The 15,388-nt window shown below is 69.5% G+C and carries 16 protein-coding genes and 1 other RNA gene; 2 read left to right on the forward strand and 15 right to left on the reverse strand.

Annotated features, from left to right (window positions below; translation table 11 throughout):
- Positions 1-10 precede the first annotated feature (10 nt).
- The 4 genes from mtrA to E0E30_RS06625 all read right to left on the reverse strand — a co-directional run bounded on the left by mtrA (position 11) and on the right by E0E30_RS06625 (position 2,501).
- The gene (gene mtrA, locus E0E30_RS06610; protein ID WP_280953263.1) at positions 11-718 is read right to left on the reverse strand and encodes an MtrAB system response regulator MtrA; all 708 of its coding nucleotides are present in this window, start codon (positions 716-718) and stop codon (positions 11-13) included.
- An 86-nt stretch (positions 719-804) separates the two neighbouring features.
- The gene (locus E0E30_RS06615; RefSeq protein WP_130865626.1) at positions 805-1,371 is read right to left on the reverse strand and encodes a YqgE/AlgH family protein; all 567 of its coding nucleotides are present in this window, start codon (positions 1,369-1,371) and stop codon (positions 805-807) included.
- Positions 1,372-1,519: 148 nt separating this feature from the next.
- Positions 1,520-1,723, reverse strand: coding sequence for a hypothetical protein (locus E0E30_RS06620; RefSeq protein WP_210115791.1), 204 nt, complete (start codon positions 1,721-1,723; stop codon positions 1,520-1,522).
- 154 nt (positions 1,724-1,877) lie between these two features.
- Positions 1,878-2,501, reverse strand: coding sequence for a TetR/AcrR family transcriptional regulator (locus tag E0E30_RS06625; protein WP_130865627.1), 624 nt, complete (start codon positions 2,499-2,501; stop codon positions 1,878-1,880).
- An 87-nt stretch (positions 2,502-2,588) separates the two neighbouring features.
- Between E0E30_RS06625 and E0E30_RS06630 the strand changes: the two genes are divergently transcribed.
- Complete coding sequence (locus tag E0E30_RS06630; protein WP_130865628.1) at positions 2,589-3,236, forward strand: hypothetical protein; 648 nt, start codon at positions 2,589-2,591, stop codon at positions 3,234-3,236.
- Between the two features lie 14 nt (positions 3,237-3,250).
- Here E0E30_RS06630 and E0E30_RS06635 read toward each other — a convergent pair whose 3' ends face one another.
- The 11 genes from E0E30_RS06635 to smpB all read right to left on the reverse strand — a co-directional run bounded on the left by E0E30_RS06635 (position 3,251) and on the right by smpB (position 14,329).
- Positions 3,251-3,736 (reverse strand): GyrI-like domain-containing protein, encoded by a 486-nt coding sequence (locus tag E0E30_RS06635; RefSeq protein WP_130865629.1) that lies wholly within the window; start codon positions 3,734-3,736, stop codon positions 3,251-3,253.
- Positions 3,737-4,000: 264 nt separating this feature from the next.
- Positions 4,001-5,244, reverse strand: a protein-coding gene (locus E0E30_RS06640) for an IS3 family transposase (protein ID WP_130865630.1) whose coding sequence is annotated in 2 segments (ribosomal slippage) — positions 4,001-4,959 and positions 4,959-5,244 — 1,245 coding nt in all. Because the reading frame shifts where the segments join, the coding sequence is not laid out codon by codon here.
- A gap of 531 nt (positions 5,245-5,775) precedes the next feature.
- Positions 5,776-6,145, reverse strand: a transfer-messenger RNA (tmRNA) gene (gene ssrA, locus E0E30_RS06645).
- A gap of 37 nt (positions 6,146-6,182) precedes the next feature.
- Complete coding sequence (locus tag E0E30_RS06650) at positions 6,183-6,788, reverse strand: DUF1707 SHOCT-like domain-containing protein (protein WP_245306533.1); 606 nt, start codon at positions 6,786-6,788, stop codon at positions 6,183-6,185.
- A 120-nt stretch (positions 6,789-6,908) separates the two neighbouring features.
- Entirely contained in the window at positions 6,909-8,303 is a 1,395-nt protein-coding gene (gene argH, locus E0E30_RS06655) for an argininosuccinate lyase (RefSeq protein ID WP_130866789.1), read from the reverse strand.
- 79 nt (positions 8,304-8,382) lie between these two features.
- A complete protein-coding gene (gene argF, locus E0E30_RS06660; protein WP_130865632.1) occupies positions 8,383-9,345 on the reverse strand; it encodes an ornithine carbamoyltransferase in 963 nt (320 codons plus the stop codon).
- A gap of 21 nt (positions 9,346-9,366) precedes the next feature.
- The gene (locus E0E30_RS06665) at positions 9,367-10,581 is read right to left on the reverse strand and encodes an acetylornithine transaminase (RefSeq protein ID WP_130865633.1); all 1,215 of its coding nucleotides are present in this window, start codon (positions 10,579-10,581) and stop codon (positions 9,367-9,369) included.
- A gap of 46 nt (positions 10,582-10,627) precedes the next feature.
- Positions 10,628-11,560, reverse strand: coding sequence for an acetylglutamate kinase (gene argB, locus E0E30_RS06670; protein WP_130865634.1), 933 nt, complete (start codon positions 11,558-11,560; stop codon positions 10,628-10,630).
- Positions 11,557-12,696, reverse strand: coding sequence for a bifunctional glutamate N-acetyltransferase/amino-acid acetyltransferase ArgJ (argJ, locus tag E0E30_RS06675; protein ID WP_130865635.1), 1,140 nt, complete (start codon positions 12,694-12,696; stop codon positions 11,557-11,559). The genes argB and argJ overlap by 4 nt, the downstream gene beginning before the upstream one ends.
- A gap of 9 nt (positions 12,697-12,705) precedes the next feature.
- Positions 12,706-13,785: an N-acetyl-gamma-glutamyl-phosphate reductase gene (gene argC / locus E0E30_RS06680; protein ID WP_130865636.1), complete on the reverse strand. Its 1,080-nt coding sequence runs from the start codon at positions 13,783-13,785 to the stop codon at positions 12,706-12,708.
- A 61-nt stretch (positions 13,786-13,846) separates the two neighbouring features.
- Positions 13,847-14,329 (reverse strand): SsrA-binding protein SmpB, encoded by a 483-nt coding sequence (gene smpB, locus E0E30_RS06685; protein ID WP_130865637.1) that lies wholly within the window; start codon positions 14,327-14,329, stop codon positions 13,847-13,849.
- 118 nt (positions 14,330-14,447) lie between these two features.
- Here smpB and E0E30_RS06690 point away from each other — a divergent pair, with 118 nt between their 5' ends.
- Positions 14,448-15,380, forward strand: coding sequence for a hypothetical protein (locus E0E30_RS06690; protein WP_130865638.1), 933 nt, complete (start codon positions 14,448-14,450; stop codon positions 15,378-15,380).
- The last annotated feature ends 8 nt before the right edge of the window (positions 15,381-15,388 follow it).

Raw genomic sequence — 15,388 nt, forward strand, 5'->3', positions numbered from 1 at the left:
ACCGAACCTCTCAGCGGATCCCGCCGGCGCGGTAGCCGACGCCACGGACCGTGATGATGACCTGCGGGCGCTCCGGATCGATCTCGATCTTCGAGCGCAGTCGCTGGACGTGGACGTTGACGAGCCGGGTGTCGGCGGCGTTGCGGTAGCCCCAGACCTCCTCGAGCAGGGCGTCGCGACTGAAGACCTCGTGCGGGCGGCGGGCGAAGGCGACGAGGAGGTCGAACTCGAGCGGGGTGAGGACGATCTCCTCGGTGCCACGGGTGACCCGGTGCGCCCTGGTGTCGACCCTGAGGTCACCGATGCGAAGGACGTCGCTGGCGATGGTCGAGCTCAGCGGCTGGCGCAGCCGGGCCCGGATCCGGGCCACGAGCTCCTTGGTCTTGAAGGGTTTGGAGACGTAGTCGTCGGCGCCTGACTCGAGACCGCGCACGACGTCGGTGGTGTCGGAGCGGGCGGTGAGCATGATGATGGGCACGCCACTGACCTGGCGGATCTCCTGGCACACCTCGATACCGTTGCGGCCCGGGAGCATGAGGTCGAGCAGGACGAGGTCGGGCCGGAATCCCGCGAAGGCGGGCATGGCGTCCGAGCCGTTGTCGCACCAGTAGGTGTCGAAACCCTCGCGCGACAGGACGATCTGGATCATCTCGGCCAGGGACGGGTCGTCGTCGATGACGAGCACCCGGGGCGCCGGGGCCTCGTGCTTGTCCGCCACGACCTCTCACCTCCCATGCAACCGGCTGACGCGACTCATGGTAGCCGGCTCGGCCGGTGGGATGGCCCTGCGACCGAGTCGGCGGGTCAGTTGAGGTCAGGGTCCTCGGGCATGGTCGACAGCAGGGCGGCCGGACCGTTCTGGCGGCGCAGCACCCGACGCCACAGTGACAGCGGGTCCGAACCGAAGACGTCCTCCTCACGGGCCTGCGCGCACACCCAGTCACCCCGGATGATCTCGCCCTCGAGCTGGCCCGGGCTCCACCCGGCGTATCCGGCGAAGATGCGCAGATCGCAGTAGGCGCCCTCGACGAGTTCGACCGGGGTGTCCAGATGGAGCAGGCCGATGGCCCCCTTGACCCGGCGCCACCCCGGCGGCTCCTCGCGCACGTGCTGGAGCCGGGCCAGACAGATGGCGCCGTTGGGCGAGACCGGCCCCCCCTGGAAGATCGTCTGCGGTGGCGTCGTGAGGTGGACCCAGGCGGGCAGCACCTCGTTCATGTCGAGCCGGGCGGGCTGGTTGACGACCACGCCCAGACTGCCGTCCTCGTCACAGTCGAGGAGGTAGATCACCGTGCGGGCGAAGACACCCGCGGTGATGGCCGACCCGCTGATGAGCAGGTCGCCGGCCGCCGGGGGCTTCGCGAGGATCATGCCTCCATCTTGGCACCCCGGCCCGCGCGGATCGTGGGGTCAGGGGCGTTGGCGTCTCATGGGGTCGGGGCGCGTGGGGTCATGGGTTCGGGCGCCCCCGGGCGGGTCGGGGTCGACTCGCGCGCCGGCCTCACCTCGCGGCTGGGCGTCACCCCTTGAAGAGGTCCCAGAAGCTGAACGTCGTCCGGCGATAGACCGCTCCCTTGAGGGCGCGCGACGGGTCCTTGACCAGACCCATGCCCCTGCGCCCGTAGCCGGGGATGATCTCTCGCTTGAGTTGGCGCTTGAGCCTGCCGGTGGTCCGAGCCTTGAAGGACTTCCTGAGACTCGGCGTCCTCATCCCGATCTTCACGATGACAACGTACGCCAGCGGGCCACCGGGCGGGAGCGAGGGCGCGGCCACTGGGCGACACCGCTGCTCGACCCACGCGACGCCGCCCGATGGGAGCCGAGCAGTCGCGCGTCGAACCGGGCGTGATCCACGGAGCGCTCCCGCGGCCCATCCCTCAGGACGCACACCTCTGCTGGTTCGCCACGACCCAGTGCCAGAGCTCATCGGCCGGCTCGGTGGTGCCGACGAGATGCCCATCGAGCTCCAGGGAGAGCATCCCCACGAGGTGGGACAGGCTCGCCAAGGTCCAGGCGAGTGCCGCCGCCGAGCACCCCATGCCCGCGGCCGGCTCCTCCAGTTGGCGAGCGAGCGCCTCGGGCACCGCGGGCGGATCCGTCACGAGTTCGACGAAGCTCGCGGCGACATCGGCCGCCGGTCCCACGGTGTCCACCGGTGCCGCGTATCCCACGACCGGAGTTCCGTACAGGAGCTGGAAGTCCTGGGGACTGTCCCGGGCCCATGCCCGGAGGACGTCGGCCCGTCGCGTCCACGCCGAGCCGCCCGACCGAGGCTCGCGGTGGAGCCTGCCGGCGAGGTCTCGGTAGGCGAGCACGAGCAGTTCGGTGAGAAGTGCATCACGGCTGTCGAAGTGCCGGTACACCGCCGACGGCGCGACCCCGACGCGCCTGGCCACCTCACGCAGGGACACCTGACCGGCCCCCATGTCGCGCAGGCAGTCCCGGGCCGCACCGACGATCCGCTGCCGGGTGAGTTGCTTCGCGTCGTCCCGTGAGGTCATGACCTCACCCTACCAGGTTCAGTGAACACCGTTCTCTCAACGTGCTACCGTGACGTTCAGTGAACACCGTTCTCTCAAGGAGATGACATGACCCTGCCCACGTCACGGATCCTGGCCGCGCTGTCCGGCACGACCTTCGCCCTCTTCCCGGTCCTTCGCCCCTGGAGCGACAAGGACCCGTCCGGCCCTGGCCTCGTGGAGGCCTTCGCCTCGCCCCTGTGGTCGATCTCACACATCCTGGGCATGGCCGGATGGGTTGGCCTCGCCGGGGTCACCCTGACCTCGCCCGGACCGGGACGGCGGTGGCGATGGATGGTGCCAGCAGGCGTCGCAGCACTGCTCCCCTACTACGGCGCCGAGGCGTTCGGACTTCATGGCATGGCGCTGTCGGCGCGCGCCTCCGGTGACACGTCCGGGATCGACACGATGGCGGCACTGGTACGCCATGGCGCAGAGCAGTCCACGCTGTTCGGTCTCGGTCTCGTCCTGGCCGGCGCCGGCTCGATCGGCTGGGCGATGTCCCGTCGCGACCGTGGGCGATGGACCGCGCTCGCTGCTTCCGCGCTCGTCGCCCTCTACCTTCCCCAGTTCTTCGCTCCGCCGACCATCCGCATCGTCCACGGGCTCTGTCTGGGCCTTGCCCTGGTGACGTGGGCGGCGGTCTCGGGGAGGTCCCCATCGCTCGACGATCGCCACGCCGAGGATGGGGCTTTGGCACCTGACACCAGGAGTTGAAGGTGGCGGTCGGGTCAGGGGCGGATCGGTACACAGACGTCGGTGACGAGATCCTCCGGGCCGACCTCCTCCGGCGTGGCGAGGTAGAGGTTGAAGGCCCGCGACGCCACCGGGTCATCGGTGCCGTCGCCACGCAGGCGCAGCCCGTCGGCCGCCAGCCGTGCGGCGATGAGGTCGTGGGCCCGGGAGATCTGGTCGTACGGTCCGACGACGTGGGCGACGAGACACTCGCGCTCGGGCAGGACGTGGACGGTCAGGGGTGCGGCAGCCGTGGTGCCCGGCGCGACCGGCAGGAAGACCTCCTCGTCGACGTCGCGCTCGGTGAACTCGTCGTCGTGCTCGATGACGCCGCAGGGGCCGATGGCCCCGATCCCCTGGCGGGCGACCTCGGGCATGAGCCTGGCCCACAGCAGATGCTCGTCGGAATGGGTGGGGATGGTGTCGCGCAGGGCGACGACGGTCATCGCGTCCGTGGTGCGGCGCTCGACGGTGATGGACATGGCGGGTTCTCCTTCGAGGAGTCGGTCGATGAGGGTCAGCCGGCCACGCGGCGACGCGCCCACGTTCTCGTCGCGGCCACCCTCCCCCGGGCCCGGCGTGCCTCTACCGCGTTGGTACAGTGGACGGACGGAATGACGACGTTCCAGCCGTGCCGAGTGATCGGGGCGAGCCCCGCACCCGGGATGGTGTGCTGCAAGGAGGCTCACATGCGTTCGATCCTGTTCCAGCCCACGACGGTGGGTGAATCGGCCTGGGTTTCGTTCCTATCGGTTTCCCTGTCCGGCGGTCGCCGGGAGGCCTGATTCGAGGTCAGCGTAGTACGCGTCCTCGATCTCGATCGGGGTGCGCATGCCGAGTTCGCCGTGCAGGCGTTGATGGTTCCACCACCACACCCATTCGAGCGTCGCGAGCTCGACCTGCTCGACGGTCCTCCAGGGGCCGCGCTGGCGGATCAGCTCGGTCTTGTAGAGGTTGTTGACCGCCTCGGCGAGGGCGTTGTCATACGAGTCCCCGACGGTTCCCGTCGAGGGTGTTGCGCCAAGCTCGACGACCCGGTCGGTGTAGACCATCGACATGTAGTTCGAGCCGTGATCGGCGTGATGGATCAGCCCGTCCAGCGGGCCGTCCGCGCCCCAGGCGGCCATGTCCAGCGCTTGCAGCGGCAGCACCTCCGCGCGCAGCGTCGCCGCGACGTTCCAGCCCACGATCCGACGTGAATAGACGTCGGTGACGAACGCGACGTATGCGAAGCCCGCCCAGGTGGCCACATACGTGATGTCTGCAACCCAGAGTCGGCGCGGCGCGTCCGCACGGAACCGCCGCTGGACGAGGTCCCGCGGTAGGGCCTGCGCCTTGTCCGGCCTGGTCGTGAACACCTTCTTCGACTTGCGAACCCCACCCACTCCCGCGAGGCGCATGAGGCGCTCGGTCTGGTCGCGGCCGATGCCCCACCCCTGCCGTTTCAGGAGAGCATGCATCTTCCGCCGCCCGTAGACGCCGTAGTTCTGCGCATGCAGCCTGGCGACCTCGGGCACCAGCAGCTCGTCGCGCAGCTGCCGGGCGGAGGCTACGCGGGTCTTCGCGGCGCGATACCCGCGGGACGTGATGAATCCCTGCACTGCCGGGCGCAGCGTCCGGCAGATGAGCTCGACCCCGAACCGCTCTCGATACTCGTCGATGAAGCGGATCATCCCGGTCAGGGCCGGTCGAGCTCCTTCGCGACAAACACGCTCGCAGCCTTGAGGATCTCATTCGCCTTCCGCAGCTCGGCCACCTCGCGGCGCAGGCGCTTGTTCTCCTCAGCGACATCGCTCGAGACACCGGGCTTCGCGCCGGCGTCGACCTCGCGGCGGCGATGCCACACCCGCAGCGTCTCCGCGCTCATCCCGAGGAGCCCCGCAACATGCCGCACGGCGGACATCAAATTCGAGTGCTCACCAGAGGCCTTGGCCTCATCGAGCATCCGCAGCGCGCGCTCGCGCATCTCGGGAGAGTACTTCTGGTTCATCGTGTTCCATCCTTGCTTCAAGAACGGAACGAAACCCAGGCCGATTCATNTCAAATTCGAGTGCTCACCAGAGGCCTTGGCCTCATCGAGCATCCGCAGCGCGCGCTCGCGCATCTCGGGAGAGTACTTCTGGTTCATCGTGTTCCATCCTTGCTTCAAGAACGGAACGAAACCCAGGCCGATTCATTGCTTCTTGCCGGAAACAACAGGTCCTCCCACGATGACCCCTCTACGTCAACGCCGACGAGGGACCCGCAGGAAGTGACACCACACTAAGAGACGCACCCGTCCAGATAGCGCGGAAAGTACTGTCCTTCGCGCTCGGCCGACGGCAACATCACACCGCAACCAGTCTTCCTGCCCAACCTCTACCATCCAATCTGACCCGCTTCTGGCATTCGTTTCGACCGCACCGTGGCGCGCAAGGTGCAGTCGGGGATTCGCGGCGTTGCGAAAGCGTGGGGGGACATGTCGAATCTGCGAACGCAACGATGGCGACCCCACAAGGGGTCGCCATCGTCGTACAGGGATAGGTGGAGATGGCGGGAATTGAACCCGCGTCCTTGAAAGGCGAACCAGACATTCTCCGGGCGCAGTCGATGCTGTCGTTCTACTCGGCCCCCGCGCTCACACCGACATGGTGCGGACAGGCCCAGCCACGGTGAAGTCCCGCACGGCTCCCATGGCCGATGCCGTGCAGCAAGTCCTCAGAATGAGGCCAGGGTCCGGACGGAGGACTACGTCCGGTCTGACCCTTCGATCACCGATCAGGCGGCGAGAGCGAAGTCAGTGCGCGCGTTATCGGCACTTATTGGTTCCCAGGGGTCGTTATCGAGTTGACCCTGGATCCTCGGCCCGCTTCTCCTGGAACCACCGTCCCAAGTCGAAACCAGTCATCCCCTCTGTGCAGTTGTCCTACCCATGATACGCGCCAGAACTCAGTGACGCCATCCCAACTCGCACGTGGACGCCGGGCCCTCGTCGACGATCTTCACCGGCAGCACCTTCATGACCGGGTTGACCCAGTCGACCCCCTGGAATCCCTTGACGGCCTGGACCAACGTCAACCCGAACCACGCCATCCATCCCAGCGGAATGAGGATCTCCCCCACCCCGACGTGCCCCAGGATGATCGACACCGTGATGAGGATCGCGAAGGCCGTGAGCTGGAAACTCGCCTGCCTGGCCACCTGACGGCGCGTCCACGACCCCTTCTCGGTCAGCGCGACGCCGACGAGCGGCCCGAAGGGCCCCAGGCAGTACGGCGACAACCCGATGAGCCCGGCCCCGACGGCACCGCTCGGGCTGGGCTCGGTCCGGGAGCGTCGCACCACCGCCGTCGTCGTCAACGGCACGCGGGCCAGCCCGGACAGGGTCGCGTTGAGCTCCCGACGCGTCCTGGCCGTGAGCGCCCGTCCGACCCGGTCGTCGAACTCGACATGGCTGAGTCGACCGTCGGCGAACGCCTCCCTCAGGTATCCGACGACGCGGTCACGCTGACGGTCCGTGACTCGCCACTCCAGGGTCTCCTCCGGTCTCACCATGCCATCCATTGTCGCTCGCGGAGGGCGTCAACCCAGTGGGGTGATCCCCCGATCATCCCCTGAACTGGACCCCGGCGAGACCGCGGGACGACGGCCGCCCGGGCGAGGTCGCCGCACCCCTCAGCCGGCGAACTCCCGCAACGACGCCACCGCGGCGGCCAACTCGTCGAGCTGCTCGTGCACCCGCACCGGCGCCGTGCCGCCGCGTCCGGTTCGGGCCGCGACAGCCCCCTCGACCGTCATGACCTGGCGCACCTGCGGCGTCAAACGGCTATCGATGGCCGCCAGCTCGGGGTCGGTGAGGTCGGCGAGTTCCTTGCCCTGCTCCTCGCACACCCGCACGCAGGCCCCGGAGATCTCGTGGGCATGGCGGAACGGCACCCCCTGACGCACGAGCCATTCGGCGATGTCGGTGGCCAGGGAGAAGCCCTCCGGCGCCATCGTGGCCATCCGGTCGAGGTTGAACCGCGCGGTGTCAATCATGCCGGTGACGGCCGGCAGCAGCAGGTGCAGCTGGTCGATCTGGTCGAAGACCGGCTCCTTGTCCTCCTGGAGGTCGCGCGCGTAGGCCAACGGCAGCCCCTTGAGCGAGGCCAGCAGCCCGGACAGATCCCCGATGAGGCGTCCGGCCTTGCCACGGGCGAGTTCGGCGATGTCGGGATTCTTCTTCTGCGGCATGATCGACGACCCCGTCGAGTACGAGTCGTCGAGGGTGACGTAGGAGAACTCCTTGGTGTTCCAGATGATGATCTCCTCGGCCAGCCGCGACAGATCGACGCCGACCTGGGCGCAGACGAAGGAGAACTCGGCGACGACGTCGCGGGCGGCCGTCCCGTCGATGGAGTTGGGCACCGAGTCGGAGAACCCCAGATCGGCGGCGACGACCCGAGGGTCGAGCCCCAGCGACGACCCACCCAGGGCCCCTGACCCGTACGGGCTGGAGTCCAGGCGGGCATCGAGGTCACGGAACCGCTGGACGTCGCGCACCAACGGCCAGGCGTGCGCCGCCAGATGATGCGCCAGGAGCACCGGCTGGGCGTGCTGCATGTGCGTGCGACCGGCGATGACGGCGTCACCCACCTGCCGGGCCCGCGCCTCGAGGACGCCGACGAGGTCGAGGACCTCACCGGCCAGGGACCGCGCCTCCGACCGCAGGTACATGCGCAGCAGGGTGATGATCTGGTCGTTGCGCGACCGCCCGGCGCGGATCCGCCCCCCCAGGTCGTCCCCGGCCCGTTCGATGAGCCCACGTTCCAGCGCCGTGTGGACGTCCTCGTCGTCCTGGGACGGCGTGAACGCCCCGGAGGCGACGTCGGCGTCGAGCTCGTCGAGGGCCCGCAGCAGGCCGGCGTACTGGTCATCGTCGAGCAGTCCGGCCCGGTGCAGGACCCCGGCGTGGGCCTTGGACCCGGCGATGTCGAACCTGGCCAGACGCCAGTCGAACTGGGTCGAGACCGACAACGCCGCGAGGGCCTGGGAGGGTCCCCCGGCGAACCTGCCACCCCACAACGACAGTCGAGGTGCGGGGTGGAAATTCGTCGGGTCGGCGTGGTCGGTCACGGTCGTCCTTTCAGGCGTTCAGTCTTTCAGGTGGTCAGTCGCGTGGGGCCTGGTCGTGCTGCTGGGGATCCATGAGCCAGGCCATGAGGCCCTTCTGGGCGTGCAGCCGGTTCTCGGCCTCCCGCCACACTACCGAGGCGGGCCCGTCGATGACCTCGGAGGTCACCTCGTGCTCACGGTAGGCGGGCAGGCAGTGCATGAAGACGGCGTCCTTGCCCAGCGCCATGAGCTCGGCGGTGACGCGGTAGGGCGCGAGGATCGGCTCGGCGGCGTGGCCGGCCTCCTCGTTGCCCATTGACGCCCAGGTGTCGGTGGCGACGACGTCGACCCCCTCGACCGCCTCCTGCGCACTGTGGGTGACGCTGACGCGCCCGCCGGTGGTCGCAGCGATCTGCTCGGCCGCTTGGACGACCTCGGGGTCCGGGGACAACGACTCGGGGCAGCCGATGCGCACGTCCATGCCGGCCAGGGCGCAGCCCAGCAGGTAGGACTGGGACATGTTGTTGGCGCCGTCACCCAGGTAGGCGAAGGAGCGGCCGGCCAGCGCCGGTCCGGACTGGGCCAACCCACCCTTGACCTCGGCGACGGTGAGGAGGTCGGCGAGGATCTGGCAGGGATGGAACTGGTCGGTGAGGGCGTTGACGACCGGCACCGCCGAGTACCTCGCCATCTCGTCGATCCGCTCCTGGCCGAAGGTGCGCCAGACGATCATCGAACACATCGACGAGAGCACGCGGGCGGTGTCGGCGATGGGCTCCCCGCGTCCCATCTGGGAGCCGGAGGCGTCGATGACCAGCGGCGACCCGCCGAGATCGGCGATGCCGGTGGCGAAGGACACTCGGGTGCGGGTGGACGACTTGTCGAAGACGACGGCGACGGTGTGCGGCCCGGCGAAGGGCTTCTCGACGAACCGATCGGCCTTGAGGGCCAGGCCCCGGGCGAGGATCTGACGCTGCTCGTCGCTGGTGACGTCGTCGTCCCGAAGGAAGTGGCGCATGGTGATCTCCTTGTCAGCGTGTCACCGGTCGGTGGTGACGGTGTGGCCCTCGGCCTGTCGACCGACGGAATCGAGCAGACCTGGCAGGGCATCGGCGAACTGGTCGGCCTCCTCGACGGTGAGGACGAGCGGAGGTGCCAGTCGAATGGTCGACGGGTTGGCCGCGTTGACGATGAACCCGGCCTGCCGGGCCGCCGTGACGACCTGCCCGGCGACCTCCTGCGTCAGCTGGATGCCCAGCAGGAGCCCGGACCCTCGCACGCCCTCGACGAGATCATGACATCCCTCGATCCGCCCGCGCAGGTGCTCCCCCAGGCTCGCCGCGTGCTCGAGAAGGCCCTCTGACTCGATGGTTCGCAGCACGGCGAGGGCTGCGGCACACGCCAGGGGGTTGCCACCGAAAGTCGTGCCGTGCTGTCCAGCGGCAAGGGTGGTCGCGACGTCCTCGCCGAACGCGATGGTCGCACCGATCGGCACTCCCCCACCGAGGGACTTGGCCATGGTGACGACGTCCGGCACGACCCCGGTGACCTGGTGGGCGAACCAGTGCCCGGTGCGTCCCATCCCGCACTGCACCTCGTCTAGGACGAGCAGTGCGTCGTGGGCGCGCGTGAGCTCACGGGCCGCCCTCAGGTACGACGCCGACAGCGGCACGACACCGGCCTCACCCTGGATGGGTTCGAGGAAGACGCCGGCGACGTCACCGACCGCCAGCTCGGCGGCCAGGGCGTCGACGTCCTCGGGCGGGACGAAGGTGACGTCGGCCCCCAGTGGCTCGAAGGGCTCGCGGTAGGCGGGCTTGTGGGTGAGGGCCAGGGCGCCGAGGGTGCGGCCGTGGAAGGCGTGTTCGAGGGCCAGCACCCGACCTCCCGGGTGGTGCCTCTTGACGATCTTGAGGGCGGCCTCGTTGGCCTCGGTGCCGGAGTTCGAGAGAAACACCCGCGACCCCGCCGGGGCCTGGGCGACCTCCAGGAGCGTCTCGGCGAGCTCGATCTGGGCCGGGGTGGTGAAGAAGTTCGACACGTGCGCCAGGCGAGCGGCCTGCTCGCTCACCGCGGTCACCCAGGCCGGATGACCGTAGCCCAGGGCGTTGACGGCGATACCACCGAGGAGGTCGAGATAGGTCCGGCCGTCGGCGTCGGTGACGTGACAGCCGTGCCCCTCGACGAGGACGAGCTGCGGCGTCCCGAAGACCCCCATGAGGGAGTCCTGGTAGCGGGTGAGAAGGTCGGACATGGCTGCTCCTGCCGGTGGGTGGGGTCGAGGTCGGGGTGCGGGGACGTCACACGTAGTCGTCACGGCGCGCCATCGTGCCGACGCCCTTGGTGGTGAAGATCTCGAGCAGCAGGGCGTGGGCGATGCGCCCGTCGACGATGGCCGCGCTGCGCACCGCCCCGTCGACGGCGTCGAGCAGGGCCTGGGCCTTGGGGCGCATCCCCTCACCCAGCCGCGGGATGAGCCGACGCAGGTCGGAGGCGGAGATGTCGGGGATGAGGGTGCGCGGATCGGGCCAGGTGCGGTAGATGCCGGCGACATTGGTGAGCATGACGAGCTTCTCGGCGCCGATGGCCTGGGCGATGGCCGTGGCGGCGGCATCGGCGTTGACGTTGAGCACCTCACCGGTGGGACGTCCCGACTCGTCGACCTCGGGGCAGACCGGGGCGATGACGGGAATCTGGCCGCGGTCGAGCATGTCGTCGATGAGCTCGACGTTGACGTCGACGATGTCGCCGACGAGCCCCATGTCGACCTCCTCGCCGTCGACGACGACCCGGGCCCGGCGCGCCGAGAGGAGCCCGGAGTCCTCCCCTGACATCCCGGCGGCCAGCGGGGCGAACGAGTTGATGCACCCGACGAGCTGGCGTCCCACCTGGCCGACGAGGACCATCCGGACGGTCTCCATGACCTCGCGGCTCGTCACCCGCAACCCGTTGCGGAACTCGATGGCGGTGCCACGGTCGGCGAGCATGGCGTTGATCTGGGGTCCTCCGCCGTGGACGACGACCGGGCGGATGCCGACCGAGGCCATGAAGACGATGTCGTCGGCGAAGGCCTGCTGGAGGGCAGGGTCGATCATGGCGTTGCCGCCGTACTTGACGACGACGGTGCGGCCTTGGAAGCGGCGGATCCACGGGAGGGCCTCGACGAGGACCTCGGACTTGCGCTGGGCGGCGCTCTGGGAATCGTTGAGCGGGATGTCGAGGGTGTTCGTCATGAGGTGTAGGCGCTGTTCTCTTCGACGTATTCGTGGGTGAGGTCGTTGGTCCACACGTGTCCGTGGGCGTGTCCGGCGTGCAGATCGATGGTGATGTGGACCTCGCGGGGGGTGAGGTCGACGAGCTCCCGGTCGTCGCCGATGGCTCCTGCCCGGCAGATGGTGACGCCGTTGATGGCGACGTCGACCTCGTCGGGCCGGTACGGGGCGACGTCCTCGGGGACACACCCGACGGCAGCCAGGATGCGTCCCCAGTTGGGGTCGTTGCCGGCGATGGCGGTCTTGACGAGGTTGGACCTGGCGACCTCGCGGGCCACGGCCTCGGCGGCCTCGGTCGTCGTCGCCCCCTCGACCTCGACGAGGACGTCGTGGTGGGAACCCTCCGCGTCGGCGACGAGCTGGCGTGCCAGATCAGCGCACAGGCTCGTGAGCGCCTGGGTGAGGGCCGACCGCGACAAGGACTGACCCGAGGCCCCCGAGGCCAGGGCGATGACGGTGTCATTGGTCGACATGCAGGCGTCCGAGTCGACGCGCGAGAAGGTCACGGCGGTGGCCGCCGCCAGGGCCGGCTGCAACTCGCCGGGCCCCACGACGGCGTCGGTCGTGAGGAAGACGAGCATCGTCGCCAACTGGGGGGCCAGCATTCCGGCGCCCTTGGCGATGCCCCCGAAGGTCACCCCGCCGACGGTGAGGGTCGCGGTCTTCGTCACCGTGTCCGTCGTCATGATCGCCCGTGCCGCGGCGTCGTCCGCCGCCGGGCCGGTGGCCAGGTCGGCGTGGGCGGCGTCGGTCCAGGCCGTGATGCGGTCCATGTCGAGGGGAACGCCGATGATGCCGGTCGAGGCGACGAGGACCTCGTCGACCCCGCAGCCGAGCAGCCCGGCGACGTGGTCGGCGGTGGCACGGGCGTCGTCATCGCCCTGGGAGCCGGTGCACGCGTTGGCGCAGGCCGAGTTGGCGACGACGGCATGGGCGTGGTGGTCGGCCAGCGCCGCCCGGCTCCACACGACGGGGGCGGCGACGACGCGGTTGGAGGTGAAGACGCCGGCGGCCTCCTGCAGCGGACCCTCGTTGACGATGAGGGTGAGGTGGGGTTGGGAACCGGCGGTGAACCCGGCGGGTGCGGTGATGGACATGTGATCTCCTCAGGGGGTGACGCCGATGCGTGGCAAGCCGGTGGCCTCGGGTAGTCCGAGGGCGATGTTGAGGCACTGGACGATGGCCCCCGCCGTGCCCTTGACGAGGTTGTCGAGGGCGGCGATGACCGTCGTCACACCGGAGTCCGGGTCGACCTCGGCGCTGATGTGCACGGCGTTGCTGGCCAGGACGTCGTGGCTGTCGGGCAGACGTCCGGCGGGCAGCACGGTGACGAAGGGCTCGGCGTCGTAGGCCTCGTGGAGGGCAGCCAGCGCCTCCCCGGTGGAGGTCGTGCTCACCGTTCGCGCCGTGCACACCGCGACGATCCCGCGGGCCATGGGCACGAGCACGGGTGTCATGGCCAGGGAGGCGTCCTGGGGTGCCCCGGCCATGCGCAGCGACTGGAGTACCTCGGGGACGTGCCGGTGTGCCCCACCGACGGCGTAGGGACGCGCTCCGCCGCTCACCTGGGCGAAGAGCTGCTCGGTGCGAGCCTTGCGACCGGCCCCGGACGTGCCGACCGGTAGGACGGCGGACATGCCGTGCGGGTCAACCAGACCGGCGCGCACCAACGGCGCCAGCGCCAGGGCCATGGCCGAGGCATTGCAGCCGGGCCCGGCGATCCGGGTGACGCCGACCAGCGCGTCGCGCTGCTTGCCGCCACCGGCCAGGACGAGTTCGGGTAGGCCGTAGGCCCAGGTCCCAGCGTGCTCCGATCCGTACCAGCGCTGCCAGTCCCGGGAGTCGGCGAGCCGGAAGTCGGCCCCGGCGTCGACGAGGACGACATGGGGATCGACCGCCTCGATGCGCGCCGCCAGAGCCGCCGAGGCGCCGTGTGGCAGGGCGAGGACGACGGCGTCGTGGGAGGACAGGAGGGCCGGATCGAGGTCGGTGAAGGAGCGGTTCCCGGTCTCGGTTCCGGTGAACTGCCCGAGGACCGACTCGATCGGCTGCCCGGCGTTGCTGTGCGCAGCGAGGGCACCGAGCACGAGCCGCGGGTGGGCGGCGACGAGCCGGGCCACCTCGGCGCCGGCGTACCCGGACGCGCCGGCCACCGCGACGGTGAATGCCTTTGCAGTCATACGCATAGTTATACACGTCTGGGCATGGTCATGCACATCCGTCTCACCGACGGAGAACGACGGCGTTTCAGCGGTGCCGGTTCTTCACCCGATTGGCCATGGCCCGCTGGGCCTCACGCTTGGCGTCCCGCTCCTTGATGGCCTCACGCTTGTCCCAGTCCCTCTTGCCGGTGGCCACCGCGATCTGGACCTTGGCGTAGCCGTCCTTGAAGTAGAGCTCCAAGGGCACGATCGTCTTGCCGGCGTCGGCCGACTCGCGGCTGAGCTTGGCGATCTCCCGCTTGTTGAGCAGGAGCTTGCGCTTGCGCATGACGTCGTGGTTGCGCCAGGTGCCGAAGGCATATTCGGGGATGTGCAGGTTGTACATCCACACCTCCCCGTGGTCGTCGACCTGGGCGAAGGCGTCGACAAGGGACGCCTTGCCGGCACGCAGCGACTTCACCTCGGTGCCCTGGAGGACGAGCCCGGCCTCCCAGGTGTCGCCGATGGCGTAGTCGTGCCGAGCCTTCCTGTTCCGAGCGACGACCGTGGTCCCCTTCTCCCTGGGCATGACGACCTCCTTCGACGCCGGGGCGGACAGCCCAGTCTAGCGGCCGCCGCGGGCCCACCGTCGCTCCCCCGCTTGTGGCGGACCCGTCGCGGTGCAGCGCCTGTGGTGGAATGGCCCCGTGGACTCCGACCGTCCGCGCCAGCCGCATCGCCAGCTGACCCACCTCCACGGCGCCCGACGCCTGGCCGCCTGGCTCGACTACGAGGATCGTCTGGCAGCAGCGGAGCGACGCCGTGGCCTGGGCCTGGTCGTGGGAACCCTGCGGCGGTTCCTGTCCATCGACGGGTTCGACCTGGCAGGGCTGGTGTCCCTGGAACTGTTCCTCACCGTCTTCCCCATCACCATCGTCGGGTATGCGGTCCTGGCCCCGGCCAAGGCCCGACGCAGCGTGGGCGAACTCATGGCCCGCCAGCTCCACCTGTCCGGCGACAACGCGACCCTCGTCATCCAGACCTTCGGCGACTCGGCGAGCCTGCGCAGCGCCTACGACAGCGTCTCGGGCATTCTCGGTTTCGTCATCTGGGGCATTCCCATGTCGTTCACCGTGACCAGGGTCTTCATCAAGGCCTGGCGGCGAGCCGACCCGCGCTTCTGGTCGCAGGTGTGGCGCGGGGCGTGCTGGTTCAGCCTGTACCTCGTCGCCAGCTTCGGCTCCGACGTCGTCGAACAGACCGTCAAGCACACCATCGGGCGCTCCCTGCTCGGGTTCGTCGTGGGCATGGCCGCCGGCCTGCTGCCGCTCATCGTCCTGTGGGCGGCGTCACACCCCATCCTCGTACCGGACGCCGGCTGGGACCTGGCGGCGATGACCGTCGTCGGCCTCAGCGGAGCGGTGCTCAACGGCCTGGTCCTGCGCCTCACCGAGGTGGCGGCGTTCCCGAGCCTCATGTCGTGGTGGACGGGATTCGGCCCGTTGGGGGTGGCCATGACCCTACTCACCTGGTCCCTCGTCCAAGGGGTCGGCTGGGTGCTCACCGCGTGCCTGGGTGCCGTGCTCGTCGAGCGTCACGTCGACCCGGCCCTCAGTGCCGGGTCCTCGACCTCGCGCTGACCGCCCAC

Source organism: Acidipropionibacterium timonense, from assembly GCF_900605005.1.
In the GTDB taxonomy this organism is placed as follows: Bacteria; Actinomycetota; Actinomycetes; order Propionibacteriales; family Propionibacteriaceae; genus Cutibacterium; species Cutibacterium timonense.

Bases quoted from the DNA above. Each gene is read 5' to 3' on its own strand.
- smpB (WP_130865637.1), bottom strand. From the start codon at position 14,329: ATGCCCAGGGAGAAGGGGACCACGGTCGTCGCTCGGAACAGGAAGGCT.
- E0E30_RS06635 (WP_130865629.1), bottom strand. From the start codon at position 3,736: ATGTCCATCACCGTCGAGCGCCGCACCACGGACGCGATGACCGTCGTC.
- E0E30_RS06625 (WP_130865627.1), bottom strand. From the start codon at position 2,501: ATGACCTCACGGGACGACGCGAAGCAACTCACCCGGCAGCGGATCGTC.
- argJ (WP_130865635.1), bottom strand. From the start codon at position 12,696: ATGTCCATCACCGCACCCGCCGGGTTCACCGCCGGTTCCCAACCCCAC.
- argC (WP_130865636.1), bottom strand. From the start codon at position 13,785: ATGCGTATGACTGCAAAGGCATTCACCGTCGCGGTGGCCGGCGCGTCC.
- E0E30_RS06630 (WP_130865628.1), top strand. From the start codon at position 2,589: ATGACCCTGCCCACGTCACGGATCCTGGCCGCGCTGTCCGGCACGACC.
- argF (WP_130865632.1), bottom strand. From the start codon at position 9,345: ATGCGCCACTTCCTTCGGGACGACGACGTCACCAGCGACGAGCAGCGT.
- E0E30_RS06665 (WP_130865633.1), bottom strand. From the start codon at position 10,581: ATGTCCGACCTTCTCACCCGCTACCAGGACTCCCTCATGGGGGTCTTC.
- E0E30_RS06650 (WP_245306533.1), bottom strand. From the start codon at position 6,788: ATGGTGAGACCGGAGGAGACCCTGGAGTGGCGAGTCACGGACCGTCAG.
- E0E30_RS06615 (WP_130865626.1), bottom strand. From the start codon at position 1,371: ATGATCCTCGCGAAGCCCCCGGCGGCCGGCGACCTGCTCATCAGCGGG.
- argB (WP_130865634.1), bottom strand. From the start codon at position 11,560: ATGACGAACACCCTCGACATCCCGCTCAACGATTCCCAGAGCGCCGCC.